Origin of the sequence: Streptomyces sp. SCSIO 75703 (assembly GCF_036607905.1) — a bacterium.
In the GTDB taxonomy this organism is placed as follows: domain Bacteria; phylum Actinomycetota; class Actinomycetes; order Streptomycetales; family Streptomycetaceae; genus Streptomyces.
In genome coordinates, this window is sequence record NZ_CP144555.1 from 2,280,822 (window position 1) to 2,306,242 (window position 25,421).

Here is a 25,421-nt window from a genome sequence, read left to right on the forward strand (position 1 = left end):
TCGCTCCACCCGACCGGCAACTCCGTATGACCATTCCGTATGACTATGAGGAGCGCCGGTGGAGGGGCGTCCATTCCCTGCCAGGATGGAGCGATGCCCTTCACCTCCGACTCCTACGAGCCTCCCGAAGTGCTGGACCGCCGCGAGGGCCCGCACGGCGAGGTGGTCCTGCGCCGCCACGGGGCACTGCTCCAGATCATCGCCAACGGCTGCTTCCTGATGGACACCTCCGACGGGCGCTCGGAGCGGCGGCTCGTGGACGCGGCGGCCGAGGCGCTCGACGCCCGGGAGGCACCGCACCTGCTGATCGGCGGGCTCGGGGTCGGGTTCTCGCTCGCACATGCCGCCGCCGACCCCCGCTGGGGCCGCATCGCGGTGGTCGAGCGCGAGCGGGCCATCGTCGACTGGCACCGCGACGGCCCCCTGGCCGCGGTCTCCGAGGCCGCCCTCGCCGACCCGCGCGCGGAGATCGTCGAGGCCGACCTGGTGGCGCACCTGCGTGAGACGTCCGCCACGTACGACGCACTCTGCCTCGACATCGACAACGGCCCCGACTGGACCGTCACGGAGGGCAACGACGGGCTGTACACGCCGGCCGGACTGGCCGACTGCGCCCGGGTGTTGAGGCCCGGCGGGGTGCTCGCCGTATGGTCGGCGCAGCCCTCACCGGATTTCGAAGAAACCTTGCGTAATGCCGGATTCCGGCAGGTGCGTACCGAAGAGATCCCCGTTGCCCGAGGCGTTCCGGACGTCGTCCACCTCGCCGTCGGGCCTGCGTAGAAAAGCCGCGGTGATCCCCCGTACGCTGCTTCCCTGGCGCGGCTTCGACCGCGTCGGACGCAGTCATGGGATCACCCCACGGATTCCGGAAAGCACACCTCAGGGGCGGGCGATGGAGCAGACACACACCTCCCACAACGGCACGGCGACGGCGCAGGGCGCGCAGCGCCGGGTGCTCGTGGTCGAGGACGACCAGACGATCGTGGACGCCATCGCGACCCGTCTGCGCGCCGAGGGTTTCCTGGTGCAAACCGCGGGTGACGGCCCGTCCGCCGTCGACACGGCCGAGGCGTGGCAGCCCGACCTGCTGATCCTCGACATCATGCTGCCGGGCTTCGACGGCCTGGAGGTGTGCCGGCGGGTGCAGGCCCAGCGCCCGGTGCCGGTGCTGATGCTCACGGCCCGTGACGACGAGACGGACATGCTGGTCGGGCTCGGCGTCGGTGCCGACGACTACATGACGAAGCCGTTCTCCATGCGGGAACTGGCGGCCCGGGTCCACGTCCTGCTGCGCCGCGTGGAGCGGGCCGCGCTCGCCGCGACCACGCCGCGCAGCGGCATCCTGCGCCTGGGCGAGCTGGAGATCGACCACGCCCAGCGCCGGGTGCGGGTGCGCGGCGAGGACGTCCACCTGACGCCCACCGAGTTCGACCTGCTGGTGTGCCTGGCCAACACCCCGCGCGCCGTGCTCTCCCGGGAGCAGCTCCTGGCCGAGGTGTGGGACTGGGCGGACGCCTCCGGCACCCGCACCGTGGACAGCCACATCAAGGCGCTGCGCCGCAAGATCGGCGCCGAGCGCATCCGCACCGTGCACGGCGTGGGCTACGCCCTGGAGACGCCCGCGCCATGAGCCGGGGGCGGGAGGCCGCACGGAGGAGCCCCGGGGAACCCTGGGGCGGCGTACGCCCGTTCTCCATCAAGACCAAGCTGGGCGCTCTCGTCGTCACGTCGGTGCTGATCACCACCGGTCTCTCGGTGATCGCCGTGCACACCAAGACGGAGCTGCGCTTCATCACGGTCTTCTCGATGATCGCCACGCTGCTGATCACGCAGTTCGTGGCGCACTCGCTGACCGCGCCGCTGGACGAGATGAACGCGGTGGCCCGGTCCATCTCGCACGGCGACTACACGCGCCGGGTGCACGAGAACCGCCGCGACGAACTGGGCGACCTCGCCGTCACCATCAACCGCATGGCCGACGACCTGGAGGCCCAGGACCTCCAGCGCAAGGAGCTGGTGGCGAACGTCTCGCACGAGCTGCGCACGCCCATCGCGGGCCTGCGCGCGGTGCTGGAGAACATCGTCGACGGGCTCACGGAGGCCGACCCGGAGACCATGCGGACGGCGCTGCGCCAGACGGAGCGGCTCGGCCGGCTGGTGGAGACGCTGCTGGACCTCTCCCGGCTGGACAACGGCGTCGTCCCGCTGCGCAAGCGGCGCTTCGAGGTGTGGCCCTATCTGTCGGGTGTGCTGAAGGAGGCCAACATGGTGGCCTCGGCGCGCGCGGCCATCGCCTCCGGTTCCGGCAGCCACACCCGCACCGACGTGCACCTGGCCCTGGACGTCTTCCCCTCCGACCTGACCGCGCACGCGGACCCCGAGCGCATCCACCAGGTGGTGGCCAACCTCATCGACAACGCCGTGAAGCACAGCCCGCCGCACGGCCGGGTGACCGTCCGGGCCCGGCGCGGGGCGCAGCCCGAGTCGCTCGAACTGGAGGTCATGGACGAGGGTCCGGGCATCCCGCGCTCGGAGTGGCGGCGGGTCTTCGAGCGGTTCAACCGGGGGTCGGTCTCCCGGCCGCACGGTCCGGGCAGCGACGGCGGCACCGGGCTCGGCCTGGCGATCGCGCGCTGGGCGGTGGATCTGCACGGCGGACGGATCGGCGTGGCCGAATCTGAACGGGGCTGCCGCATTCTCATCACTCTTCCGGGAGTCTCGCCATCAACAGGTTGACGTAGGGTTCGAAACGGAACATCAAGATCCACGAGCGTTCGCGCAGGCGGACACGTGTGATCAGCTCCAGGCCCGCGTCCCCGGGGCGCCGGGCCGCGCTTTCGCCTTCCCCGACACAAGAGAACCACGCTTGTTTCCCGCCATTTCACGCACCGAAACGCGGTCCGAGGTGTGACTTACGCGACGATGAACGGCCTGGCCTGACCTTCCGGGCCGCGGGGGCGTAGCCTTGATTTCCGCTGTCCACCATCTTGTGAAGCGGAAGAGGGCGGTTCTCGCCGTGTCGCCACAGTCCCCCAGTAACTCGAGCATCTCCACCGACACCGACCAAGCGGGCAAGAACCCCGCGGCGGCGTTCGGTGCCAACGAGTGGCTCGTCGACGAGATCTATCAGCAGTACCTCCAGGACCCGAACTCCGTGGATCGTGCCTGGTGGGACTTCTTCGCCGACTACAAGCCGGGGGCGGCCGCCGCCCAGGCCGCGTCGGGTGCCGCGACCGCCGGCGCCGACGGCGCACGGCAGGCTCCCCCGGCCACCCCGGCGCAGGCTCCCGCCCCGGCCCCCGCGGCACCGCCGCCGCCCGCCCCCGCGAAGCCGGCGGCGCAGCCCGCCGCCGCGGCCCCGGCCGCACCGGCGGCGCCCCCCGCCGCGCCCGCCGCGAAGCCGGCTGCCAAGCCCGCCGCCAAGGCGCCGGCGAAGGCCGCGCCGGCCGCGGCGCCCGAGGGCCCCGAACTGGTGACGCTGCGCGGCCCGTCCGCCGCCGTCGTGAAGAACATGAACGCCTCCCTGGAGCTGCCCACGGCCACGTCCGTGCGCGCGGTCCCGGTGAAGCTGCTCTTCGACAACCGCATCGTCATCAACAACCACCTCAAGCGCGCCCGGGGCGGGAAGATCTCCTTCACGCACCTGATCGGCTACGCGATGGTGCAGGCCATCAAGGCGATGCCGGCGATGAACCACTCCTTCGGCGAGAAGGACGGCAAGCCGACACTGGTCAAGCCGGCGCACATCAACCTCGGCCTCGCCATCGACCTCGTCAAGCCCAACGGCGACCGCCAGCTCGTCGTCGCGGCCATCAAGAAGGCCGAGACGCTGAACTTCTTCGAGTTCTGGCAGGCCTACGAGGACATCGTCCGCCGCGCCCGCGACGGCAAGCTGACGATGGACGACTTCACCGGCGTCACGGTCTCCCTGACCAACCCGGGCGGCCTCGGCACCGTCCACTCCGTGCCGCGCCTGATGCCCGGCCAGTCGGTCATCCTGGGCGTCGGCTCCATGGACTACCCGGCGGAGTTCCAGGGCACCAGCCAGGACACCCTGAACAAGCTCGGCATCTCGAAGGTCATGACCCTGACGTCGACCTACGACCACCGGGTCATCCAGGGCGCCGCCTCCGGCGAGTTCCTGCGCCAGGTCGCGAACCTCCTGCTCGGCGAGAACGGCTTCTACGACGAGATCTTCGAGGCGCTGCGCATCCCCTACGAGCCGGTCCGCTGGCTCAAGGACATCGACGCCAGCCACGACGACGACGTCACCAAGGCCGCCCGCGTCTTCGAGCTGATCCACTCCTACCGGGTCCGCGGCCACGTCATGGCCGACACCGACCCCCTGGAGTACCAGCAGCGCAAGCACCCCGACCTGGACATCACCGAGCACGGCCTCACCCTGTGGGACCTGGAGCGCGACTTCGCCGTCGGCGGTTTCGGCGGCAAGGTGATGATGAAGCTGCGCGACATCCTCGGGGTGCTGCGCGACTCGTACTGCCGCACCACCGGCATCGAGTTCATGCACATCCAGGACCCGAAGCAGCGCAAGTGGATCCAGGACCGCGTGGAGCGCTCGCACTCCAGCCTGGAGCGCGAGGAGCAGCTGCGCATCCTGCGCCGCCTCAACGCCGCCGAGGCGTTCGAAACCTTCCTGCAGACCAAGTACGTCGGCCAGAAGCGGTTCTCCCTGGAGGGCGGCGAGTCCGTCATCCCGCTGCTGGACGCCGTGCTGGACTCGGCCGCCGAGTCGCGGCTGGACGAGGTCGTCATCGGCATGGCCCACCGCGGCCGGCTGAACGTCCTGGCCAACGTGGTCGGCAAGTCCTACGCGCAGATCTTCCGCGAGTTCGAGGGCAACCTCGACCCGAAGTCGATGCACGGCTCCGGCGACGTGAAGTACCACCTGGGCGCCGAGGGCACGTTCACCGGCCTGGACGGCGACCAGATCCGCGTCTCGCTGGTGGCCAACCCCTCCCACCTGGAGGCGGTGGACCCGGTCCTGGAGGGCGTCGCGCGCGCCAAGCAGGACATCATCAACAAGGGCGGCACGGACTTCACCGTCCTGCCGGTGGCGATCCACGGCGACGCGGCCTTCGCGGGCCAGGGCGTGGTGGCCGAGACGCTGAACATGTCGCAGCTGCGCGGCTACCGCACCGGCGGCACCGTCCACATCGTCATCAACAACCAGGTCGGTTTCACCGCCGCGCCCGAGTCCTCGCGCTCCTCCATGTACGCGACGGACGTGGCCCGGATGATCGAGGCCCCGATCTTCCACGTGAACGGCGACGACCCGGAGGCCGTCGTGCGCGTGGCGCGGCTCGCCTTCGAGTTCCGCCAGGCGTTCAACAAGGACGTGGTGATCGACCTCATCTGCTACCGCCGCCGCGGTCACAACGAGTCGGACAACCCGGCCTTCACCCAGCCGCTGATGTACGACCTGATCGACAAGAAGCGCTCGGTGCGCAAGCTGTACACCGAGTCCCTCATCGGTCGCGGCGACATCACCCTGGAGGAGGCCGAGCAGGCGCTCCAGGACTACCAGGGCCAGTTGGAGAAGGTCTTCACCGAGGTCCGCGAGGCCACCTCGCAGCCCTCCTCCGTGGAGTCCAGCGACCCGCAGGCCGAGTTCCCGGTCGCCGTGAGCACCGCGGTGAGCAGCGAGGTCGTCAAGCGGATCGCCGAGTCGCAGGTCAACATCCCCGACCACATCACCGTCCACCCGCGGCTGCTCCCGCAGCTCCAGCGCCGGGCGGCGATGGTCGAGGACGGCACCATCGACTGGGGCATGGGCGAGACCCTCGCCGTCGGCTCCCTGCTGCTGGAGGGCGTGCCGGTCCGCCTGGCCGGCCAGGACTCCCAGCGCGGCACCTTCGGCCAGCGGCACGCGGTCATCATCGACCGCAACACCGGCCAGGACTACACGCCGCTGCTGTACCTGTCCGAGGACCAGGCCCGCCTGAACGTCTACAACTCCCTGCTCTCCGAGTACGCGGCGATGGGCTTCGAGTACGGCTACTCGCTGGCCCGCCCGGACGCGCTCGTCATGTGGGAGGCGCAGTTCGGCGACTTCGTCAACGGCTCGCAGACGGTCGTGGACGAGTTCGTCTCCTCGGCCGAGCAGAAGTGGAACCAGACCAGCGGCGTCGTCCTGCTGCTGCCGCACGGCTACGAGGGCCAGGGCCCGGACCACTCGTCCGCCCGCCCGGAGCGCTTCCTCCAGCTCTGCGCGCAGAACAACATGACGGTCGCCATGCCGACCCTGCCGTCGAACTACTTCCACCTCCTGCGCTGGCAGGTGCACAACCCGCACCACAAGCCGCTGGTGGTCTTCACCCCGAAGTCGATGCTGCGCCTGAAGGCGGCGGCCTCGAAGGCGGAGGAGTTCACGACGGGTCAGTTCCGCCCGGTCATCGGCGACGAGTCGGTGGACCCGGCCGCGGTCCGCAAGGTCGTCTTCTGCGCGGGCAAGGTCTACTACGACCTCGACGCCGAGCGGCAGAAGCGCGGTGTGACGGACACGGCGATCATCCGCATCGAGCGCCTGTACCCGCTGCCGGGTGCCGAGCTCCAGGCGGAGATCGCCAAGTACCCGAACGCCGAGAAGTACCTGTGGGCCCAGGAGGAGCCGGCGAACCAGGGTGCCTGGCCGTTCATCGCGCTCAACCTGATCGACCACCTGGACCTGGCGGTCGGCGCCGACGTCCCGCACGGCGAGCGCCTGCGCCGCATCTCGCGTCCGCACAGCTCGTCCCCGGCCGTCGGTTCCGCCAAGCGGCACCAGGCCGAGCAGGAGCAGCTCGTGCGCGAGGTGTTCGAGGCGTGAGCCGCTGAACCCCGCACCCGGGGCCCCGTCCCGAGCCACCGGCTCGGGACGGGGCCCCGGCCGTTTCCCGGACCGGGCCGTCTCCGGGCCGGCCGTCTCCCGCCCGGCCGTCTCCCGGTCCGTACGTGGGGGCGGCCCGCGCGGGGCCGGGCGCCGGATAGCCTGGAGCCGTTCGTGAACACCCCGTCTACCCCCCTTGCGGAGCACCCCGTGTACTTCACCGACCGCGGCATCGAGGAGCTGGAAAAGCGGCGCGGCGAGGAGGAGGTCACCTTCGAGTGGCTCGCCGAGCAACTGCGCACCTTCGTCGACCTGAACCCGGACTTCGAGGTCCCGGTGGAGCGCCTGGCGACCTGGCTCGCCCGGCTGGACGACGAGGACGACGAATAACGGTGAGTAACGGCGAGTAACGGCGCGCGGGGGCGCGGCACTCGTGCCGGGACGGGGCGCTCCGCGCCGGGCGGGGGCTTTCGGTCCGGTGGCGGCGGGGCGCGGTCAGGCCCGGCGGGGCGCGAGGCCGTAGGCCAGTCCGAGCACACCGTGGGCGGTGAGCAGGGAACCGGCGGCGATCCAGCCGCCGCTGCGCCGCCGTAGTCCCCAGAGCGTCAGCGGCAGCCCCGCCGCCACCTGGGTGAGCGCCAGCGCGCGCGCCCCCGGGCCGCCCACCCAGGGCATCCAGGGGGCGAGCGGCCCGACGTCGGCGACCGCGTGGGGGTGGGCCGTCCCGGTCCGCCAGACTCCGGTGAGGGCCCGGGCCGCCGCGCCGAGCCGGTCCGCGGGCTCCCCGGGGGACAGTACGGCGGGCAGCGCGACCCCGGCGCGGCCGAGCACCGCCAGCAGCCCGCGCAGCCGGGCCGGGGCGTCGGCCTCGGCGTCCGGCGCGGTCAGCCGGTCCAGCGCCTGGACGTCCAGGACCGGATCGAGTCCCAGGCGGGCGGCGAAGGTGCGCATCGCCTCGTCCTCCCCCGCCGGGATGCCGTCGGCGAGCCACACGTAGCCGACCGGCCGGCGGAATCCGGAGGCGAGCACGTAACCGGCGCGGTCGGCGTCCCACCACAGGGCGAGCACCGGCCAGGGGGCGCCGACGCCGAGGGCGACGGCCCAGCCGGTGACGACGCGGTCGACCGGCTCGCCGCCGTCCCGCCAGGGGCCGCCCTCCGGTACGAGGACACTCCAGCCGGGGCCGGCCGCGGCCAGCGGCATCGGCTCACCGAGCAGCGCGGCGACGGCGGCGACCTCCTCCGGTGCCGCCCGGCACAGGAGCAGCGCGCCCGCGGCACGGTCCGCCGGCGCCGCCGCGGCGAGGCCGGCCGGGGAGGCGGCCGGCTCGCCGGAGGCACGACCGGAAGAACCGGCGGGGGCGGAGGGGGCGGCGGAGCCGGGGCCGGCGGGACGGCCGGTGGGGTGGCCCCCCGTGGAGTGCCCTGCGTGACCTGCGTGCCCTGCCTGGCCTGCCTGGCCTGCCTGGCCTGTGTGTTCCCTGTGGTCCGTGTGGCCTGTATCGCCTGTGTGGCCCGTGGGGCGGCCGGGGCGGGGCTCTTCCGTCGACATGCTCACAAGCTAGGGCAATCCCGTACACCCGGCCGCACGTTGATCACCAGAACGGGTGCCTTGACTTCCCGCGACCGCGATATATCGTGAGAAGGGATGGACGCGATATGCCGCGTTCGATGAGGAGGTCTGCGCCATGTCCGAGTGGTCCGTCACGGAGCCCGGAAAGCTCGCCTTCGACGCCCCCGTGAGCACGCTCCGGGTCCGCGTCGTCGGCGGGACGGTGAACGTCGTGGGCACGGACGAGGGTCCCGCACGCCTGGAAGTCACCGAGCTGGAGGGCCCGCCCCTCGTCGTGACCCACCGGGACGGCACCCTCACCGTGGCGTACGAGGACCTGCCCTGGAAAGACCTCCTGAGCTGGCTCGACCCGAGAGGACGACGGCGCAGCGCCGTGGTCTCGCTCGCCGTGCCCTCCGGCACCCGCGTGGAGGTGGGGGCGGTCGGCGCGGCGGCGACGGTCTCCGGCATCGGGGGCCCGGCCGAGGTCCGGGGAGTCAGCGGGGACACGACCCTGGTCGGCCTCTCCGGCCCGGTCCGCGCCGACACCGTCTCGGGAAACGTGGAGGCCCAGGCGCTCACCGGTGACCTGCGCTTCCACTCCGTCTCCGGCGACCTGACCGTGGTCGAGGCCGGCTCCTCCGTCCGCGCGGAGTCGGTCAGCGGCTCCATGGTCGTCGACCTCGATCCGGGCTGCGGCGCCACCGACGTCGGGCTGACCAGCGTCTCCGGTGAGATCGCCATCCGGCTGCCCCAGCCCGCCGACGCGCACGTCGAGGCGAACACGGCGAGCGGAGCGGTCTCCAACGCCTTCGAGGATCTCCGCGTGGCCGGCCAGTGGGGCGCCAAGCGGATCACCGGACGGCTCGGCGCGGGCAGCGGCCGGCTGAGGGCCACGACGGTCTCCGGTTCGATCGCCCTGCTGCGCCGGCCGTCCGCCGACGACGCCCCGGACGGCACCCCGGCCGACGGCACCCCCGACGGCCCGACCGACAAGAAGGTGCTCTGACATGCCGCCCGTCTTCGCCCACGGCCGCCTCCGCCTCTACCTGCTCAAGCTGCTGGACGAGGCCCCCCGCCACGGGTACGAGGTGATCCGGCTCCTGGAGGAGCGCTTCCAGGGCCTGTACGCGCCCTCGGCCGGCACGGTCTACCCGCGCCTGGCCAAGCTGGAGGCGGAGGGCCTGGTCACCCACACCACCGAGGGCGGCCGCAAGGTGTACTCGATCACCGACGCCGGACGCGCCGAACTGGCCGACCGCAGCGGTGAACTGGCCGACCTGGAGCTGGAGATCCGGGAGTCGGTCGCCGAGCTGGCCGCCGAGATCCGGGCCGACGTCCGCGGCGCGGCGGGCGATCTACGCCGGGAGATGCGCGCCGCGGCCGGCGAGGCCCGCCGGGGCACCGGCGCGAGGAGCCCTGGAGGCGCCGCCGACGCCGGTGCGGACACCGACGAGAAGGAGGCGTGGCGGGCCGCGAAGGAGGAGATGCGGCGCGTCAAGCAGGAGTGGAAGGAGCAGGCCCGCCGCGCCAAGGACGAGAGCCGCCGGGCCCGCGAGGAGGCCCAGCGCGCGCGGCGCCAGGCCAAGGAGGCCCAGGAGCGGGCCACCGCGCAGGCGCAGGAGGAGGTGCAGCGCATCGCCCAGCGCGTGCAGGAACAGGTGCAGGACCACTTCGCGCGAGGCGACTGGCCGACCGGACTGCGCGAGGGACTGAGCGAACTGGCCCGGGAGGTCGGCGAGTTCGGCAAGGACTTCGGGAAGGAGGTCGGCAGGGAGTGGGGCTTCGGCCGCCCGGCCGCCGACCCGGCCGCCCCCCGGCCCGAGTACACCCACTCCCCCGCGGACTTCCCGGCGGAGTACGCCCCGGCCTGGTCCCACCAGGACGCGGCCGAGTCCACCGGCGATCCGGCGCGCGACCTGGACCGGCTGCTGGACCGCTTCCGCGACGACGTCCGCGACGCGGCCCGCGACCACGGCGTCACCCCCGAGCAGCTCCGCGAGGCCCGGCGCCATCTGTCGACGGCGGCGGCCCACCTCGGCGCACTGCTGAGGACCCCGAAGGGCTGACCGGCGGGAGGCGGCACCCGGCGCCCCCGAAGCCACGCCGGGTGCCCTTCGTCAGGCGCGGGCCCGTCCGCCGCCCTCGTCGAGGGCGGCGGATCAGCGAGGCGTGGGGCACCGCGTGATCGGCCGGAACCTCGGCCGACACCCCGGGCGGGCGGTCAGGGCGAGGAGGAGGTGCTCGTCACCGAGGTGCCGTCCGCGCCGGGCGGGGGCCACGCGCGGCGTCTCCTCCAGTACCTCCTTCGCGTCCCGGCCGGAACCGGGCGGCCCGCCCCGCCGCCCGTTCACCCGCTCACCGGAACGCGCCGGGCCCGTGGCACCGGACCCGCCGTACGCGAGGAGAAGACAGACGGAAGGGGGACGGCAGGAGGGACGGAAAAGCGCTCAGGGCGCGGCGCGGAGGACGATCTTCCCGAACAGTTCCCCGGACGCCATCCGCGCGAAGCCCTCACGGGCCCGGTCCATCGGCAGCACCTCGTCGACGACGGGGCGGACCCCGGTGGCCGCACAGAAGGAGAGCAGGTCCTCCAGTTCGTCCTTGGTGCCCATGGTGGAGCCGACGACCCGCAGTTCGAGGAAGAAGATCCGGGTCAGTTCGGCGTGCGAGGGCCGGTCCCCGCTGGTGGCGCCTGAGATGACCAGCGTGCCGCCGGGGCGCAGCGACTTCACCGAGTGGGACCAGGTCGCGGCGCCCACCGTCTCGATGACCGCGTCGACCCGCTGCGGCAGCCGCGCGCCCGGCTCGACGGCCTCCACCGCGCCCAGCTCCAGGGCCCGCCGCCGCTTCGCCTCGTCCCGGCTGGTGGCGAAGACCCGCAGCCCAGCGGCCCGGCCCAGCACGATGGCGGCCGTGGCGACCCCGCCCCCGGCGCCCTGCACGAGCACGGAGTCGCCGGGCCGCACCCCGGCGTTGGTGAAGAGCATCCGGTACGCCGTCAGCCAGGCCGTGGGCAGGCAGGCGGCCTCCTCGAAGGAGAGTTCCTTCGGCTTGGGCAGGATGTTCCAGGTCGGCACGGCCACCCGCTCGGCGAACGTCCCCTGGTACCGCTCCGTCAGGATGGACCGGGGCTCCCGGGGGCCGACCCCGTGACCGGTCTGGCCGATCACGGAGTGCAGGACGACCTCGTTGCCGTCCGCGTCGACGCCGGCGGCGTCGCAGCCGAGGATCATCGGCAGCCGTTCCTCGGGGAGGCCGACGCCGCGCAGGGACCACAGGTCGTGGTGGTTGAGGGAGGCGGCCCGGACGTCGACGATGCTCCAGCCGGGCGGCGCCTCGGGGGCGGGTCGCTCCCCGGTCTCCAGTCCGTCGAGCGGCCGGTCACGGTCGGTTCTGGCGGCGTAGACAGCGAACATGACCCTGACGATAGGGTCCCCGGCCCGCGGTCCGGAACCACGCGGCCCTGTGACACACACCCTCTTGCCAGGACACCACCGGAACCGACCGCCCGTCCCGCCCCCGCCCGCACCCGCACCCGCACCCGCACCCGCACCCGCACCCGCACCACGGTCCCCGTCTTGCCCCGAGCCCCACCGCCCGCTGCGGAACCCCCGAAACCCTCCGCACACGACGACGGCCCCGTCCGCGAGGGAACGGGGCCGTCGGCCGGCTCGGAGCGACGACGTCAGCGGCGGGCGACGCCCTCCGCACGGGCCGCCGCGGCCACCGCGGCCGTGACGGCCGGGGCGACGCGCTCGTCGAACGGGGACGGGATGACGTAGTCCGCGGCGAGGTCGTCGCCGACCACACCGGCCAGCGCCTCCGCGGCGGCGAGCTTCATGCCCTCGGTGATCCGGGAGGCCCGCACCTGGAGCGCGCCCGCGAAGATCCCCGGGAACGCCAGCACGTTGTTGATCTGGTTGGGGAAGTCGGAGCGGCCGGTGGCGACGACGGCCGCGTACTTCCGGGCGATCTCGGGGTGCACCTCGGGGTTCGGGTTGGCCATGGCGAACACGAACGCGCCCTCGGCCATCGAGGCCACCGCGGGCTCGGGCACCGTACCGCCGGAGACGCCGATGAAGACGTCGGCGCCGTCGAGGGCCGCCTCCAGGGAGCCGGACAGCCCCGCCTTGTTGGTGAACGAGGCGACTTCCCGCTTGATGTCGGTGAGGTCGTCCCGGTCCGCCGAGACGACGCCCTTGCGGTCGGTGACCGCGACGTCGCCGATGCCGGCCTCCACCAGCATCCGGGCGATGGCCACGCCGGCCGCGCCCGCGCCGGAGATCACCGCGCGCAGTTCGCCCAGCGAGCGTCCGCTCAGCCGCGCCGCGTTGCGCAGCGCCGCGAGGGTCACGATCGCCGTGCCGTGCTGGTCGTCGTGGAAGACCGGGATGTCCAGCCGCTCCTGGAGCTTGCGCTCGACCTCGAAGCAGCGCGGCGCGGAGATGTCCTCCAGGTTGACGCCGCCGAACGAGGGGGCGAGCCGGACCACGGTGTCGACGATCTCGTCGGCGTCCGTGCAGGCGAGCGCGATCGGCACCGCGTCGACCCCGCCGAACTGCTTGAAGAGGATGGCCTTGCCCTCCATCACCGGGAGGGATGCCTCGGGGCCGATGTCGCCGAGGCCGAGCACGGCCGTGCCGTCGGTGACGACGGCGACGACGGACGACTTCCACGTGTAGTCGTGGACGAGGTCCGGCTGCTCGGCGATCGCGCTGCACACCTTCGCGACGCCGGGCGTGTACGCCAGCGACAGGTCGTCCCGGTCGCGGACCGGCACGGTGGCCTGGACGGCCATCTTGCCGCCGCGATGCAGGGCGAACGCGGGCTCGAAGGCGTCAAGGGGCTCCGCCCCCGCCTTCTGCTCCGTGGGCACGTCGCTGTCGCTGGGAGGATTGACGATCTCCGCTGCCACTTGTTGTTACCCCTTAAATGTTCATGGTTTGAGGGTTGTCCGCTCCGGGTGAGGAGCGAGCGGGCACCGCGCGGGACCTTGGCCGTTGATGCACACGGTTCCCTGCGCGACGGGTGCGCCGCACACGCACCCTGAGCCCCTGATGAGGGGTGTAATGAACCTTCTTACCCGACGGACGGCCCCCGAGACGAGTCCGTTCAGCGCAAGCTCACATGCCGGACCCCGGTTCCCGCATGCCGGTGACATGGCTCATAACGCCGCTTCCGGTCAACCTCGCGGATCCCCTTGACAGATCGCGAAAACGAACGTTCAGACGACGTTCGTACGCGTGAAGCGTGTTCGTATACCGGGGTCCGCCGAAGATCTTCCGGCCGGAACGCGGCATTCCCGGAAAGGTTGGGTCGTGATGTACCGACCTGGTCCGGTTCGGGGGGTGACCCGTTATCCGATTTTGACATGGCGGGCCCCCTGAACGGCCGAGTCCGAATGGCAAGATGCCGTCATCACACGAGGTGACGGCACTCGAAGACGTGTGCTCTCACCTCGGCCCCACGGCGTCGGCCGGTCACCCGGCCGGCGCCGCGTCCCATCGGCTACTCCCTCATCCGCCGGAGGAACCACCATGACCGCACGCTTCACCCGTCGTCCCACCACGGCGCAGTCCCGGCTAGCCGCGGTCGGTGCGATCGCGGTCGCCGGCGCCCTGCTGCTCACCGGCTGCGGAGACCAGACCGAGAAGGGCGGCTCCGACGGCGCCGACCGCTCGGACGCGGCGGCCCCGCTGGCCGACAAGCTGCCCCAGGCCATCCGCGACAAGGGTGTCATCAAGGTCGGCTCCGACATCGCGTACGCCCCCGTCGAATTCAAGGACGACTCCGGCAAGACGGTCGGTATCGACCCCGATCTCGCCGAGGCCCTGGGCAAGCAGCTCGGCGTGAAGTTCGAATTCCAGAACGGCACGTTCGACGGTCTCATCGGCGGCCTGGCGTCCAAGCGGTATGACATCGCCATGTCGGCGATGACCGACACCAAGGACCGCCAGGAGGGCATCGACGCCGACACCGGCAAGAAGGTCGGCGCGGGCGTCGACTTCGTCGACTACTTCACCGCGGGTGTCTCGCTCTACACCAACAAGGGCGACGACCAGGCCATCAAGACCTGGGACGACCTGTGCGGCAAGACCATGGCGGTCCAGCGCAACACCTTCTCCCACGACCTCGCCCGGGAACAGGCGAAGAAGTGCGAGAAGGACGGCAAGAAGACCCTCAAGGTCGAGGACTTCGGCACCAACCCCGAGGCCGAGACCCGGATGCGGTCCAAGGGCGCGAACATCGTCTCCGCCGACTTCCCGATCGCGGCCTACTCGGTGAAGAACTCCGGCGGCGGCGCGTACTTCGAGATCGTCGGCGAGCAGGTCGAGGCGGGCCCGTACGGCATCGCGGTCGCCAAGGACAACACGCAGCTCCGCGACGCGCTGCTGGCGGCGGTCCAGGCGGTCATCGACAGCGGCGAGTACCAGAAGATCGTCGAGAAGTGGGGCGTCGAGGACGGCGCCATCACCGAGGCGAAGATCAACGGCGGCTCCTGACCCGGCACCGTTCGACTCCGTCCGAAAGGCTCCTCCGTGACTGTCGACGTCAACAAGACGACGGGCCCCGACGTGACGCCACCCGCCGGACCGGAGGCCATCAAGGCCGTTCCGGTCCGGCACCCGTGGCGCTACGTCTCCGCCACCGTCGCGCTCGTCCTGCTGGGCTCGGTCGTCTACGCCTTCGCGCAAGGCGACATCAACTGGGCGGCGATCCCCGAGTACTTCTTCGACCAGCGCATCCTCACGGGCGTCTGGAAGACCTTGCTGCTCACCGTGCTGTCGATGCTGATCGGCATCACCGGCGGCGTCCTGCTCGCCGTGATGCGCCTGTCGAAGAACCCGGTGACCTCGTCGATCGCCTGGTTCTACATCTGGTTCTTCCGCGGCACCCCGGTCCTGGTCCAGCTCTTCGTCTGGTTCAACCTCGGCCTGGTCTTCGAGTACATCAACCTCGGCCCGGTCTACAAGGACTACTGGTCCTCCTTCATGACGCCGCTGCTGACGGCGCTGCTCGGCCTGGGCCTCAACGAGGCCGCCTACATGGCCGAGATCTGCCGGGCCGGCCTGCTCTCGGTGGACGAGGGCCAGACCGAGGCGTCGCACGCGCTCGGCATGAGCCAGGCCAAGACGCTGCGCCGGATCGTCATCCCGCAGGCGATGCGCGTGATCGTGCCGCCCACCGGCAACGAGGTCATCAACATGCTGAAGACGACGTCGCTCGTCTCGGCGGTGCAGTTCTACGACCTCTTCAAGTACTCGCAGGACATCGGCCAGAACGCCGGCTCCACGGTCGAGATGTACTTCCTGGCCGCCACCTGGTACCTGATCATGACCTCGCTGCTGAGCGTCGGCCAGTACTACATCGAGCGGTACTACGCGCGTGGCTCCAGCCGCGCCCTGCCGCCGACGCCGTGGCAGCGGTTCTCGGCCGCGGTCCTGCCCACCCGCCGTCCGAAGGGAGTGGCGGCATGACCGAGTCCTCCCCCGCCATGGTCAAGGCCGAGGGCGTCCACAAGTCCTTCGGCGCGGTCCAGGTCCTCAAGGGCATCGACCTGGAGGTCAGGTCCGGCGAGGTCTTCTGTCTCATCGGCCCCTCCGGCTCCGGCAAGTCGACGTTCCTGCGCTGCATCAACCACCTGGAGAAGATCAACGCCGGGCGGCTGTACGTCGACGGGGAACTGGTCGGCTACCGGCAGAAGGGCGACCGGCTCCACGAGCTGAAGGACAGCGAGGTCGCGCTCAAGCGGCGGGACATCGGCATGGTCTTCCAGCGCTTCAACCTGTTCCCCCACAAGACCGCGGCGGAGAACGTGATGGAGGCGCCCGTCCAGGTCAGGGGCGTGCCGCGGCAGGCGGCCTGGCAGCGCGCGATGCAGCTCCTGGAGCGGGTGGGGCTGGCCGACAAGGCGGCGAACTACCCCTCGCAGCTCTCCGGCGGCCAGCAGCAGCGGGTGGCCATCGCCCGCGCGCTGGCGATGGACCCGAAGTTGATGCTGTTCGACGAGCCCACCTCGGCGCTCGACCCGGAACTGGTCGGCGACGTCCTCGACGTCATGCGCGACCTGGCCCAGACCGGCATGACCATGGTCGTCGTCACCCACGAGATGGGCTTCGCCCGCGAGGTCGGCGACAGCCTGGTCTTCATGGACGGCGGCGTGGTCGTCGAGTCGGGCGACCCGCGCGAGGTGCTGACCGACCCCAAGGAGGAGCGGACCAAGGCGTTCCTGTCCAAGGTGCTCTGACACCGGCCCGCACGGGCGGGGACCCGGGAGGGGCGGTACGGAACGGTCCGGTCCGTACCGCCCCTCCTCGCGCGTGGCGGGCTACTTCACCGCCAGCAGCAGCGTGTCGGAGGGCGAGCACCAGACGGGGCGCGCCTCCCCGAAGCCCTTCTCGCGCAGCACGCGCGCGTGCCACTCGGCGGAGGGCATCTCGCCGTCGGCGTGTTCTCCGTAGATCTCGAAGCGCCGGGCGGTGGGTCCGGCGAGCACCGGGTCCTCGGCGGCCAGCCGCCACCAGTCGGCCCAGTCGAGGGCACCGGCCTCGCGGGCCTCGTCCATCCGGGCGTGGCGCCGGGCGCGCTCGGCGGCGTTGATCCGGGGCGTCGACTGGTCGATCATGCGGTCGGCGTTCATGAAGACGCCGCCGTCGCGGACCAGCCCGGCGAGGCGGCCGTAGAGCGCCGCGAGGGGTTCGGCGTGGAACCAGTGCAGGGCGGTCGCGGTGAGCACGGCGTCGTACGTGTCGTGCGGCAGCCGCTCGCTCCAGCCGGGGTCCTTGAGGTCGGCGGTGACCAGGGTGACCCGCTCGTCGCCGGCGAAGGTGCCGGCGGCGATGGCGAGGAGCGCGGGGTCGAGGTCCACGCCGGTGCTGGTGGCGCCGGGGAGGCGGGCGAGCAGGCGGGCGGTGATGGTGCCGGTGCCGCAGGCGAGGTCGAGCACGCGCGGGGCGGGGCCGACCAGGGCCTCGACCATGTCGAGCATGACCCGGAAGCGTTCCTCGCGGTCCGGCATGTACCACTCCTGCTGGCGGTCCCAGCTCTCCTGCCAGGCGTTCCAGTCGGTACCGCCGGCGGCCGTGTCCGCGTCCGTCATCGGGGGCTCCCTCGCATCGCATACGTAATACCCTGTGAGCACGACCAGCCATTACCTGACCGCAGGCACGACCCTAGAGCCCCCTCGTAAGGACTACAAGTGGAACTGGCCTATTACTCGGATTACGCCGTACGTCTCGTCAACACCGAGGAGCCGGGCCGGGGACGGGACTCGCTGACGTCGGTGGACGCCGTCCGCGAACTCTTCGGCGTCAACCGGTCCGCCGGCCGCCGGGCCACCGAGGCGGACGTGACCCGCTTCCGGTCGGTGCGGGGACGGCTGCGCGCGGTCTTCGAGGCGGCGGACGGCGGCGACGAGACCCTCGCCGTGGACCTGTTGAACTCGCTGCTGCTGGAGTTCCCGGTGAGCCCGCAGATCTCCGGCCACGACCACCGGGACGACGACGGCCGCCCCCTGTGGCACATGCACCTCGCCGACCACCCCTCCAACGCGACCGCCGGCTTCGCCGCCATCGCCGCGATGGGCCTCGCCTTCCACCTCACCGAGTACGGCGTCGACCGCCTCGGCCTGTGCGAGGCGCCCCCCTGCCGCAACGCCTACCTGGACACCTCCACCAACCGCTCCCGGCGCTACTGCTCCGACCGCTGCGCCACCCGCGCCAACGTGGCCGCCTACCGGGCCCGCAAACGCCTGGAGGCGGACCGGTCGGCCGTCACCGGCCGCAGCGCCGAGAACGCCCAGCCGACGGTGGCGAGCACCGAGCGCTGATCGGCCCGCCGGCGCCGGTAGCGCAGCCGCACCCGGCCGAGGACCAGCTCCCCGGGGACGACCCCGTAGTCGGTGCTGTCGCCACCGGCGAAGGGGTTGTCCCCCAGCACCCACCAGCCGGTCCCGCGCCGTTCGACGGCCCGTTTGACGACCAGCAGGTCCTGCTGGAAGGGGTGGCGCAGCACCACGACGTCACCCGGGCGGACCCTCGCCCCCCAGTGCACCACGAGCAGATCGCCGTGGTGCAGCGTGGGCACCATCGAGGGCCCGCTCACCTCGGCGGGCCCGAACGGCAGCGTTCCCGACACCCGCTCGGCCTCCTGCGACGGCTCCGGCATCACCCGGCACCTCCCCTGTCTGTCCTCCACCAGTGTCAGTTTCACCCCGGACTTTTGTCCTAAGCCCACGGGGGCACCCGCGTCATCGGGCCTCGCAGGGAGTAATGTCCACCCTGAGAAGACGATCACGAGGAAGGAACGCTTCATGCTTTCCCGCCTGTTTGCCCCCAAGGTCACGGTCAGCGCCCACTGCGACCTGCCCTGCGGCGTGTACGACCCGGCCCAGGCCCGCATCGAGGCGGAGTCGGTCAAGGCCGTCCAGGAGAAGATGGCCGGAAACGACGACCCGCACTTCCAGATGCGCGCCACGGACATCAAGGAGCAGCGCGCCGAGCTGGCCAAGCACCACGTCTCGGTGCTGTGGAGCGACTACTTCAAGCCCCCGCACTTCGAGAAGTACCCGGAGCTGCACCAGCTGGTCAACGACACCCTGAAGGCCCTCTCGGCCGCCAAGGGCTCGACCGACCCGGCCACCGGCCAGAAGGCGCTGGACTACATCGCCCAGATCGACAAGATCTTCTGGGAGACGAAGAAGGCCTGATCTTGCCCCAGGCCCTTTGACCGGCGGTCCACCCGACCTCCCCGGTCTCCCACCCGCACCCGGCCCCACCCGCCCCACACGGCGGCCAGGGGCCGGGTGCGGTCCTGTTCTCCCGACCACACGTGCGCACGGCTCCGCGGCGCGACGCCGCCGAACACGCGCCCGAGAACCAACCGCACCCGCTCCTGACACCCGCGCCGCCCTCGACGCACGCAGGGGCGTAGAAGCGCCGCAGGCCATGGGTCACGACGTACGGCAACCCGACGGCCTTCGACCTTCCCCCTCGACGGCCCCCTTCCCGGCCGCCTGAACCACCTCGCGAGCCCCGCCCCACTCGGTCCACCACCGCCGGTACCCGAGCGGCAACCCCGCCTCCCTCGTGAACCCCCACTGCTTGGACGGGCATACGGCAAGACGCGCGAGAAGCACACCACCGACAACCTCACCGACCCGAACCACACGCGGGGACGTCGCAGCCCTCGGCAGGCCGTCCTGGCCACCTCCCTCGCCCACTCAGAGACCGCCGGCCGCAACCCGCGACGCCTCGATCGCCGGCGACGTGGTACGCCGGGCTGCCGGCCGTGTTGTGCGGTGGTCGAGCCAGTCCTCTGTGACGTCCCAGGCAGCCAGACGTTCCCGGGCGATCCACCGGTAGTACGAGTCCGCGCTCACGGCAGGGACCTCGCGAACGGCGGGCGCGTACCGGGGTACGGACCGAGGCGAGGGCGGGGTCGGTCAGGAGCAGGGCGGTGGCCGCGCGCCCGGCCTCCTTGTATCTGAGCGCTCCACCTCGTGGCCTAGGTCAGGCGCTCGGGCTGTAGACCGAGATGCGGGTCGGGCCGAATGGCAGCGGGCGGGAATCCCTGAAGGACTCCATCGCCGGGGAGAGACGACGGCTGCTCTCCGGGCACTGGACTGCCCCAGAGATGTTCTCACCGGCGGCAGATGAGGAGGCCGCCAAGGCAGGTGATCTCGTACGCCCCGTGCCGGTCGATGTGGTCCGCCACCAGCGTGCGGGCGCGGTCGATCGTCGCGTCGAAGGGCACCTCGTGCTGGTCCGCCCAGGCACGGTACGAAGCCATGTGGGCAATGACAGGCTCGGGGTCGTGGACAGTGATGGTTCCCGGCAGTTCGACAACTTCCACGCGCCCGAACTCCGCGCCCAGGAACGCCGGTGCCTTCTCCAGGGAGAAGCGAGCACTGAGCGTGAGGCGAGCAGGGCCCCGGTCCATACCGAGGATGTCGCGGGCGGCCCGCTGCCAGAGGTCGTCGAGTTCGGCCTTGTCCCGGCCACTGTTGGTGGAGGCGACCACCAGTCCGTCACGGGCGACGACACGGGCCAGCTCCCTGACCGCCTGGGGAATGTCAGGCACGTGGTACAGCATGTGCAGCGCGAGAGCGGCGTCGACGCTGCCCGTCGCCAGCGGAAGCCTCATGGCGTCCGCCACGGCGACCGGGCCGGGGACGCCGGCGAGGATGCCGGGCGCGAGGTCGAGGCCGAGCAGGGACAGGTCCGGGCGGTCCTGTCGGAGCCGCTGGAGGAACGTGCCGTTGCCGCAGCCGATGTCGACGACCCGCCCACGTACGCCGCCCAACCGCTCGGCCACGAGGCCAGGGAGGTCGTACCGGGGCGTCTGCCACTGGTAGAGCGACTGCCGGGCGGCCAGGTCCCGGTCTCCGTTGTAGGCACTGCCCACCAGACGGGCCCGGTCGGTGGCGGCGGCGTCGTGGGCGGCGGACAGGTCGGTCACGTCGGCAACTCCGGAGGGTGGGCGGGCAGGGACGCACGGACGACCGTGTACTGGAGTCGGTCACGCAGGTGCACCGCCTGCGCGGCTCCACGGTAATGCGTCCCTCCCGACTCACCGCCCCAGAACGGTGAGTCGGCGCACGATACCGGCCCGTATGCGCTCCGGAGAGGACCGGGGAACGAAGCCGAGCGTCTGCTCCGCGCGGTCCGGGTCCCCCCAGGAGAAGGTGCCCGCCGGCGAGATCGAGGGGTGCGGCGAACAGGTCCCCGACCGACTGGTCGTCGCCGTCCGCGCTGCGATAGAGGCGGATCGCCGCCTCCGCGCTGACGATGGCCCCGTGGTCATGCCCCTGCCCGCGGACCGCCAAGCGGGTGGTTCCGGCGTACGCGAACTGCTTGGCCGCGGGGAAGTCGACGGCTCCCGGTGCCTCCTCCCCACCCGAGATCGCTTCGCGCGATCGTTCGGCATCCGACAAGGCAGCGGGCGCACCTGTTGTCTCGCCGGCTGTCGGCGGCGCCCGTCGCCTCCGGGCTCGCCCACCGCGCGCCGATGCTGCCACGCGCCCGGTGCCGCCGGTCGGCTCGCGTCGGCCGGGCCGCCTGCTCGTACCGTCCCGCCACCAGGCGGGCCCGGTCGGTGGCGGCGGCGTCGGGCGCGCCGGACAGGCCGGTCACGGCGTCGGCCCGTCCGGCGGGGGCGCGGTGGCCGACGGTTCGCGCCACATCGGCCACATGCGGGGCCCGTCGGGCAGGTCGAGCGGTCTGCCGGTGAGGGTGAAGCCGAGGCGTTCGTACAGGCCGCGGCTTCGGGGGTTGCTCGCCTCCAGGTAGGCCGGGAGTGCCTCGCGGTCGCAGTCGTCGAGGGCGGCGGCCATCAACGCCGTGCCCAGGCCCTCGCCCTGGCGGCCGGGGGCCACGCCGATCATCCACAGGTAGGCGTGGGCACGGCCGGCGGGGTGGATGCCCTCGGTGAGCCGGACGATCCGCTCGACGCGCGCGTTGTCCGGGTCTACGTACTCGCGGACCCGGCGAGCGTCGTCGGGTGCGTCGGCCGGGCCCGCGCATGGGCCTGGGGTCGGCGCGTAGTCCGGGCCCGCGCCGGTGCACCGGCCGGGATCGGCGCCTCCGTCGGCCTGCCGGCCGGGGTCGGCGGCTGGGCCAGTGCGTCGTCCGGGGCCGGTTGGACCGGGGCCGAGAGCCAGAGCGCGCAGGCCGCGCCGTCCTCGGTGAGGTCGATCCGGCCCTCGGCGAGCACGGCGTCGGTGAAGGCGGCCATGAGGCGGTGGTGGGTACGGCGGCGGTACCCGGCGTCCGGGAAGACCCACCTGCTCACCGGATCGTCCTGGAACGCCTCGTCCAGCAGCCGGACGATCCGCTCCCGGTCGCCCTCCCCCGCCCTGCGGATCGCCACACCCGTCTCCTGCCCGCCCTTCCGCGTCCTGGTTCCCGCGTGTCCGCCTCGGCGGCCCGCCGTGCCGGTTCGCCGCTGTGTGCTTCCTCACCCAACTGCTCGTTTACACAAGGAAGTTGCAGCCTTGCGGGTCAGGAAGGAGGACGGGCCCCGCACACCGTGGGGAAGTGCGGGGCCCGCCGGGCCGGAGCCCGCGACACGGTCCGTACGTCGGTCAGGTCCGTACGGCCCGGCGCGGGCTCCGGGGTCCTGCGGGGCGGGGCGGTCTCAGGTGCTGCGCCGGGTCACGTACTCGGCGAGGGCCAGCAGCCCCTCCGCCGCGTCCGGGGCGGGCACGGCGCGGGCCAGTTCCTGCACGGCCCGCGCCATCCGGTCGGCCGCCTGGGCCTGCGCCCAGTCCCGGCCGCCTGCCCGCTCCACGGTCAGGGCGGTGTGCTCCAGGTCCTCCCCGCCCTCCTCGTAGGGCACCGCGTACAGCGTGCCGAGGGCGGCGCCCTCCGGGGTGCCGGAGGCCAGCGCGGCGACCACCGGCAACGACTTCTTGCGGGCGGCCAGGTCGGCGCCGGCCGGCTTCCCGGTGTGGCCCGGGTCCCCCCATATGCCGATCACGTCGTCGATGAGCTGGAAGGCCAGCCCGGCCTGGCGGCCGAAGGCGTCCAGGGCCTCGACGTCCTCCTCGGACGCGCCGGCGTAGAGCGCGCCCAGGGCACAGGCGCAGCCGAGGAGCGCGCCGGTCTTCGCCTCGGCCATGGCCAGCGTCTCGTCGAGGGTGACCTCGTGCGGCGCGCGGCGCTCCATGGCGGTGTCCGCGTGCTGCCCTTCGCACAGTTCCACGACGCAGTCCGCGAGCCGGGCGGCCGCCGCCCCGGACGCCGGGTGCGGGTCGGCGGCGATCAGCCGCAGGGCCAGCGCCTGGAGGGCGTCCCCGGCGAGGATCGCGTCGGCGTCGCCGAACACCGTCCAGGCGGTGGGCCGGTGGCGGCGGGTGGTGTCGCGGTCCATCACGTCGTCGTGGAGCAGCGTGAAGTTGTGGACCAGTTCCACCGCGGCCGCCGCCCGGACGGCGGCGGCACGGGCCCCGGGTCCGCCGAGGGCGGCGGCCGAGGCGAGGACCAGCGCGGGCCGGATCGCCTTGCCGGCATTGCCCGCGGCCGGGGTGCCGTCCGCGTGCCGCCAGCCGAAGTGGTACAGGGCGACCCGGCGCATCGCCGGGGGCAGCGACCCGAGCGCGGACCGCAGTTCGGGATCGACCGACTCCCGCGAGCGCCGCAGGAGGGCCGGTGCCTCCTGTCCCTCGGCCGGCCCCGGCTCGGGGGCGGCGGGCGCCGCCGGTGACGCCGGGCCGGGCGGCGCCCCGGGCCCCGTGTCGCGCTGGGCGCCGATGAGGGGCGGTGTGTCGAGGGTCCCCGTGGGGTCCCCGGTCCCGACGGCTCCGTGCCGGGTCTCCGTCATCGGCTCGCATCCCCCCTGTGATCGTGGGCGTACCCCCGGGGTGTACCCGCCCTGACGGGCGGGAACACGGCGTGCGCGGCGGTCGTCACCGCCAGCGGCCGATCTCGACGTTCTCCAGGACGCCGAGGGCGTCGGGAACGAGGACGGCGGCCGAGTAGTAGGCGGTGACCAGATACTTGATGATCGCCTGCTCGTTGATGCCCATGAAGCGCACCGACAGGCTGGGCTCGATCTCGTCCGGGATGCCGGTGGCGCGCAGGCCGATGACGCCCTGGTCCTGCTCGCCGGTGCGCAGCGCGATGATCGACGAGGTGCGCGCCTCGGTGACCGGGATCTTGTTGCACGGGTAGATCGGGACGCCGCGCCAGGTGGGGATGCGGTTGCCGCCGATGTCGATCGTCTCGGGGACGAGCCCGCGCTTGTTGAGTTCGCGGCCGAAAGCGGCGATCGCGCGTGGGTGGGCGAGGAACATCTTGGTGCCGCGCCGCCGGCTGAGCAGTTCGTCCATGTCGTCCGGGCCGGGCACGCCGTCGTGCGGCTGGATGCGCTGGTCGTACTCGCAGTTGTGCAGGAGGCCGAAGTCGCGGTGGTTGATCAGCTCGTGCTCCTGGCGCTCCTTGAGCGCCTCGACCGTCAGCCGGAGCTGCTGCTCGGTCTGGTTCATCGGCTGGTTGTAGAGGTCGGCCACGCGCGAGTGGATGCGCAGCACCGTCTGGGCGACGCTCAGTTCGTACTCGCGGGGGCGGGCCTCGTAGTCGACGAAGGTGTGCGGGATGTCGGGCTCGCCGCTGTGGCCCGCGGCGAGGTCGATCTCCTTCTCCCCGTGCCTGTTGGTGCGCTGAGCGGGGACCGAGCGGCGCCCGTGCAGGTGCTCGCGCAGGGTGTCGGAGCGTTCCGCGACCCGCTCCACCTCCTGGCGGGTCAGGACCAGCACGGTGCACGCGGTGGCCGAGCGGGCGGTGTACTCCCAGATGGCGTCGCCGGAGAGCAGGGCCTGGTCGCCGAAGTAGGCGCCGTCGGCGAGGACCCCGAGGACGGCGTCGCCGCCGTACGGGCCGGTGCCGACCTTCTCGACGCGGCCGTGCGCGAGGAGGTAGACCTCGTCGGCCGGGGAGCCGAACGACGCGATCACCTCACCGGGGGCGAACTCCCGCTGCTCGCAGCGCTGCGCGAGCTCCGAGAGGACTTCCTCGTCCTCGTACGACCGCAGGGCGGGCAGCTCGCCCAGCTCCGCGGGGATGACCTCGACGCGGTCACCGGTCTTGACGAACGTCACCCGGCCGTCGCCCACGGCGAAGGACAGGCGCCGGTTGACGCGGTACGTGCCGCCCTGGACGTCCACCCAGGGAAGCGTGCGCAGCAGCCAGCGGGAGCTGATCTCCTGCATCTGAGGTACGGACTTGGTCGTGGTGGCCAGGTTCCGCGCGGCCGCCGTGCCGAGACTCTGCTGCGGCCGGGACTGCTCGGTGCGGACCTCTTCGCCTACCGACATATGGAATTGCCCTCCCGTCATGCCGGGCGCCTGCGCCCGGCATCAATGTGCGAGACCCAGCCTTCCTCACGTAACGTGTCGGCGCCATTACCCGAATGAGCGGGAATGGATCGCCCAAGAGCGGGGCAGGGATGGGGATTTGATCCGCCCCGGGCCGCCGGACGGGCCTCCGGTGGCCCGGTGGCACGGGCGGGACGGACAATGGCGCGGTGACCACCGCCGCCCCCG

20 protein-coding genes and 1 pseudogene are annotated in these 25,421 nt (G+C 72.3%); 12 read left to right on the forward strand and 9 right to left on the reverse strand.

What is annotated here, in order from left to right:
• Positions 1–93: 93 nt before the first annotated feature.
• The 5 genes from VM636_RS09835 to VM636_RS09855 all read left to right on the forward strand — a co-directional run bounded on the left by VM636_RS09835 (position 94) and on the right by VM636_RS09855 (position 7,216).
• Positions 94–780 carry a spermidine synthase gene (locus VM636_RS09835; RefSeq protein ID WP_030421007.1) on the forward strand — a complete coding sequence of 229 codons (687 nt, stop codon included), beginning with the start codon at positions 94–96 and terminating at the stop codon, positions 778–780.
• A gap of 112 nt (positions 781–892) precedes the next feature.
• Complete coding sequence (locus tag VM636_RS09840) at positions 893–1,630, forward strand: response regulator transcription factor (protein ID WP_030421008.1); 738 nt, start codon at positions 893–895, stop codon at positions 1,628–1,630.
• On the forward strand, positions 1,627–2,736 hold the full coding sequence (locus tag VM636_RS09845; protein ID WP_030421009.1) for an ATP-binding protein: 1,110 nt from the start codon (positions 1,627–1,629) through the stop codon (positions 2,734–2,736). The genes VM636_RS09840 and VM636_RS09845 overlap by 4 nt, the downstream gene beginning before the upstream one ends.
• 280 nt (positions 2,737–3,016) lie before the next feature.
• Positions 3,017–6,826, forward strand: coding sequence for a multifunctional oxoglutarate decarboxylase/oxoglutarate dehydrogenase thiamine pyrophosphate-binding subunit/dihydrolipoyllysine-residue succinyltransferase subunit (locus VM636_RS09850; protein ID WP_030421010.1), 3,810 nt, complete (start codon positions 3,017–3,019; stop codon positions 6,824–6,826).
• Between the two features lie 210 nt (positions 6,827–7,036).
• Positions 7,037–7,216, forward strand: a complete 180-nt coding sequence (locus tag VM636_RS09855; RefSeq protein WP_003992906.1) for a DUF6104 family protein — start codon at positions 7,037–7,039, stop codon at positions 7,214–7,216.
• A 105-nt stretch (positions 7,217–7,321) separates the two neighbouring features.
• On the opposite strand, the gene VM636_RS09860 is transcribed toward VM636_RS09855, so the two are convergent.
• A complete protein-coding gene (locus tag VM636_RS09860; RefSeq protein WP_338484281.1) occupies positions 7,322–8,029 on the reverse strand; it encodes a hypothetical protein in 708 nt (235 codons plus the stop codon).
• Positions 8,030–8,513: 484 nt separating this feature from the next.
• Between VM636_RS09860 and VM636_RS09865 the strand changes: the two genes are divergently transcribed.
• Both VM636_RS09865 and VM636_RS09870 read left to right on the forward strand, forming a co-directional pair.
• A complete protein-coding gene (locus VM636_RS09865; RefSeq protein ID WP_053914570.1) occupies positions 8,514–9,386 on the forward strand; it encodes a DUF4097 family beta strand repeat-containing protein in 873 nt (290 codons plus the stop codon).
• Between the two features lies 1 nt (position 9,387).
• A complete protein-coding gene (locus tag VM636_RS09870; protein WP_030421013.1) occupies positions 9,388–10,446 on the forward strand; it encodes a PadR family transcriptional regulator in 1,059 nt (352 codons plus the stop codon).
• A gap of 381 nt (positions 10,447–10,827) precedes the next feature.
• Here the strand turns inward: VM636_RS09870 and VM636_RS09875 are convergent, their stop codons facing one another.
• Together VM636_RS09875 and VM636_RS09880 are read right to left on the reverse strand one after the other, a co-directional pair.
• Positions 10,828–11,796, reverse strand: coding sequence for a quinone oxidoreductase (locus VM636_RS09875; protein ID WP_053914571.1), 969 nt, complete (start codon positions 11,794–11,796; stop codon positions 10,828–10,830).
• 269 nt (positions 11,797–12,065) lie between these two features.
• Positions 12,066–13,295 (reverse strand): NADP-dependent malic enzyme, encoded by a 1,230-nt coding sequence (locus tag VM636_RS09880; protein ID WP_030421015.1) that lies wholly within the window; start codon positions 13,293–13,295, stop codon positions 12,066–12,068.
• A 622-nt stretch (positions 13,296–13,917) separates the two neighbouring features.
• On the opposite strand from VM636_RS09880, the gene VM636_RS09885 reads away from it, so the two are divergent.
• From VM636_RS09885 to VM636_RS09895, 3 genes are read left to right on the forward strand one after another with little or no spacing between them, the layout of a single operon-like run.
• Positions 13,918–14,883 carry an ABC transporter substrate-binding protein gene (locus VM636_RS09885; protein WP_030421016.1) on the forward strand — a complete coding sequence of 322 codons (966 nt, stop codon included), beginning with the start codon at positions 13,918–13,920 and terminating at the stop codon, positions 14,881–14,883.
• A gap of 36 nt (positions 14,884–14,919) precedes the next feature.
• On the forward strand, positions 14,920–15,858 hold the full coding sequence (locus tag VM636_RS09890) for an amino acid ABC transporter permease (RefSeq protein ID WP_030421017.1): 939 nt from the start codon (positions 14,920–14,922) through the stop codon (positions 15,856–15,858).
• A complete protein-coding gene (locus VM636_RS09895; RefSeq protein WP_030421018.1) occupies positions 15,855–16,628 on the forward strand; it encodes an amino acid ABC transporter ATP-binding protein in 774 nt (257 codons plus the stop codon). The genes VM636_RS09890 and VM636_RS09895 overlap by 4 nt, the downstream gene beginning before the upstream one ends.
• Before the next feature lie 81 nt (positions 16,629–16,709).
• On the opposite strand, the gene VM636_RS09900 is transcribed toward VM636_RS09895, so the two are convergent.
• Entirely contained in the window at positions 16,710–17,480 is a 771-nt protein-coding gene (locus VM636_RS09900) for a class I SAM-dependent methyltransferase (RefSeq protein WP_030421019.1), read from the reverse strand.
• Between the two features lie 99 nt (positions 17,481–17,579).
• Between VM636_RS09900 and VM636_RS09905 the strand changes: the two genes are divergently transcribed.
• The gene (locus VM636_RS09905; RefSeq protein WP_030421020.1) at positions 17,580–18,209 is read left to right on the forward strand and encodes a CGNR zinc finger domain-containing protein; all 630 of its coding nucleotides are present in this window, start codon (positions 17,580–17,582) and stop codon (positions 18,207–18,209) included.
• Here the strand turns inward: VM636_RS09905 and sodX are convergent.
• A complete protein-coding gene (sodX, locus tag VM636_RS09910; protein WP_199809398.1) occupies positions 18,113–18,547 on the reverse strand; it encodes a nickel-type superoxide dismutase maturation protease in 435 nt (144 codons plus the stop codon). The two genes, VM636_RS09905 and sodX, sit on opposite strands and share 97 nt — an antisense overlap.
• 145 nt (positions 18,548–18,692) lie before the next feature.
• Here sodX and sodN point away from each other — a divergent pair, with 145 nt between their 5' ends.
• Entirely contained in the window at positions 18,693–19,088 is a 396-nt protein-coding gene (sodN, locus tag VM636_RS09915) for a superoxide dismutase, Ni (RefSeq protein ID WP_030421021.1), read from the forward strand.
• A gap of 932 nt (positions 19,089–20,020) precedes the next feature.
• Here the strand turns inward: sodN and VM636_RS09920 are convergent.
• From VM636_RS09920 to VM636_RS09935, 4 genes and pseudogenes are all read right to left on the reverse strand, one after another.
• Positions 20,021–20,839, reverse strand: coding sequence for a class I SAM-dependent methyltransferase (locus VM636_RS09920; protein ID WP_053914573.1), 819 nt, complete (start codon positions 20,837–20,839; stop codon positions 20,021–20,023).
• Positions 20,840–21,509: 670 nt separating this feature from the next.
• Positions 21,510–22,249, reverse strand: a pseudogene (locus VM636_RS09925) (GNAT family N-acetyltransferase).
• A 267-nt stretch (positions 22,250–22,516) separates the two neighbouring features.
• Positions 22,517–23,701, reverse strand: coding sequence for a family 2 encapsulin nanocompartment cargo protein polyprenyl transferase (locus VM636_RS09930; RefSeq protein ID WP_053914574.1), 1,185 nt, complete (start codon positions 23,699–23,701; stop codon positions 22,517–22,519).
• Positions 23,702–23,786: 85 nt separating this feature from the next.
• Entirely contained in the window at positions 23,787–25,193 is a 1,407-nt protein-coding gene (locus VM636_RS09935; RefSeq protein ID WP_030421683.1) for a family 2B encapsulin nanocompartment shell protein, read from the reverse strand.
• Positions 25,194–25,421 lie beyond the last annotated feature (228 nt).

Coding starts and splice junctions, on each gene's coding strand:
- VM636_RS09835 (WP_030421007.1), top strand. CDS start 94: ATGCCCTTCACCTCCGACTCCTACGAGCCTCCCGAAGTGCTGGACCGC.
- VM636_RS09840 (WP_030421008.1), top strand. CDS start 893: ATGGAGCAGACACACACCTCCCACAACGGCACGGCGACGGCGCAGGGC.
- VM636_RS09845 (WP_030421009.1), top strand. CDS start 1,627: ATGAGCCGGGGGCGGGAGGCCGCACGGAGGAGCCCCGGGGAACCCTGG.
- VM636_RS09860 (WP_338484281.1), bottom strand. CDS start 8,029: ATGCCGCTGGCCGCGGCCGGCCCCGGCTGGAGTGTCCTCGTACCGGAG.
- VM636_RS09865 (WP_053914570.1), top strand. CDS start 8,514: ATGTCCGAGTGGTCCGTCACGGAGCCCGGAAAGCTCGCCTTCGACGCC.
- VM636_RS09870 (WP_030421013.1), top strand. CDS start 9,388: ATGCCGCCCGTCTTCGCCCACGGCCGCCTCCGCCTCTACCTGCTCAAG.
- VM636_RS09875 (WP_053914571.1), bottom strand. CDS start 11,796: ATGTTCGCTGTCTACGCCGCCAGAACCGACCGTGACCGGCCGCTCGAC.
- VM636_RS09885 (WP_030421016.1), top strand. CDS start 13,918: ATGACCGCACGCTTCACCCGTCGTCCCACCACGGCGCAGTCCCGGCTA.
- VM636_RS09895 (WP_030421018.1), top strand. CDS start 15,855: ATGACCGAGTCCTCCCCCGCCATGGTCAAGGCCGAGGGCGTCCACAAG.
- VM636_RS09900 (WP_030421019.1), bottom strand. CDS start 17,480: ATGACGGACGCGGACACGGCCGCCGGCGGTACCGACTGGAACGCCTGG.
- sodX (WP_199809398.1), bottom strand. CDS start 18,547: ATGCCGGAGCCGTCGCAGGAGGCCGAGCGGGTGTCGGGAACGCTGCCG.
- sodN (WP_030421021.1), top strand. CDS start 18,693: ATGCTTTCCCGCCTGTTTGCCCCCAAGGTCACGGTCAGCGCCCACTGC.
- VM636_RS09930 (WP_053914574.1), bottom strand. CDS start 23,701: ATGACGGAGACCCGGCACGGAGCCGTCGGGACCGGGGACCCCACGGGG.
- VM636_RS09935 (WP_030421683.1), bottom strand. CDS start 25,193: ATGTCGGTAGGCGAAGAGGTCCGCACCGAGCAGTCCCGGCCGCAGCAG.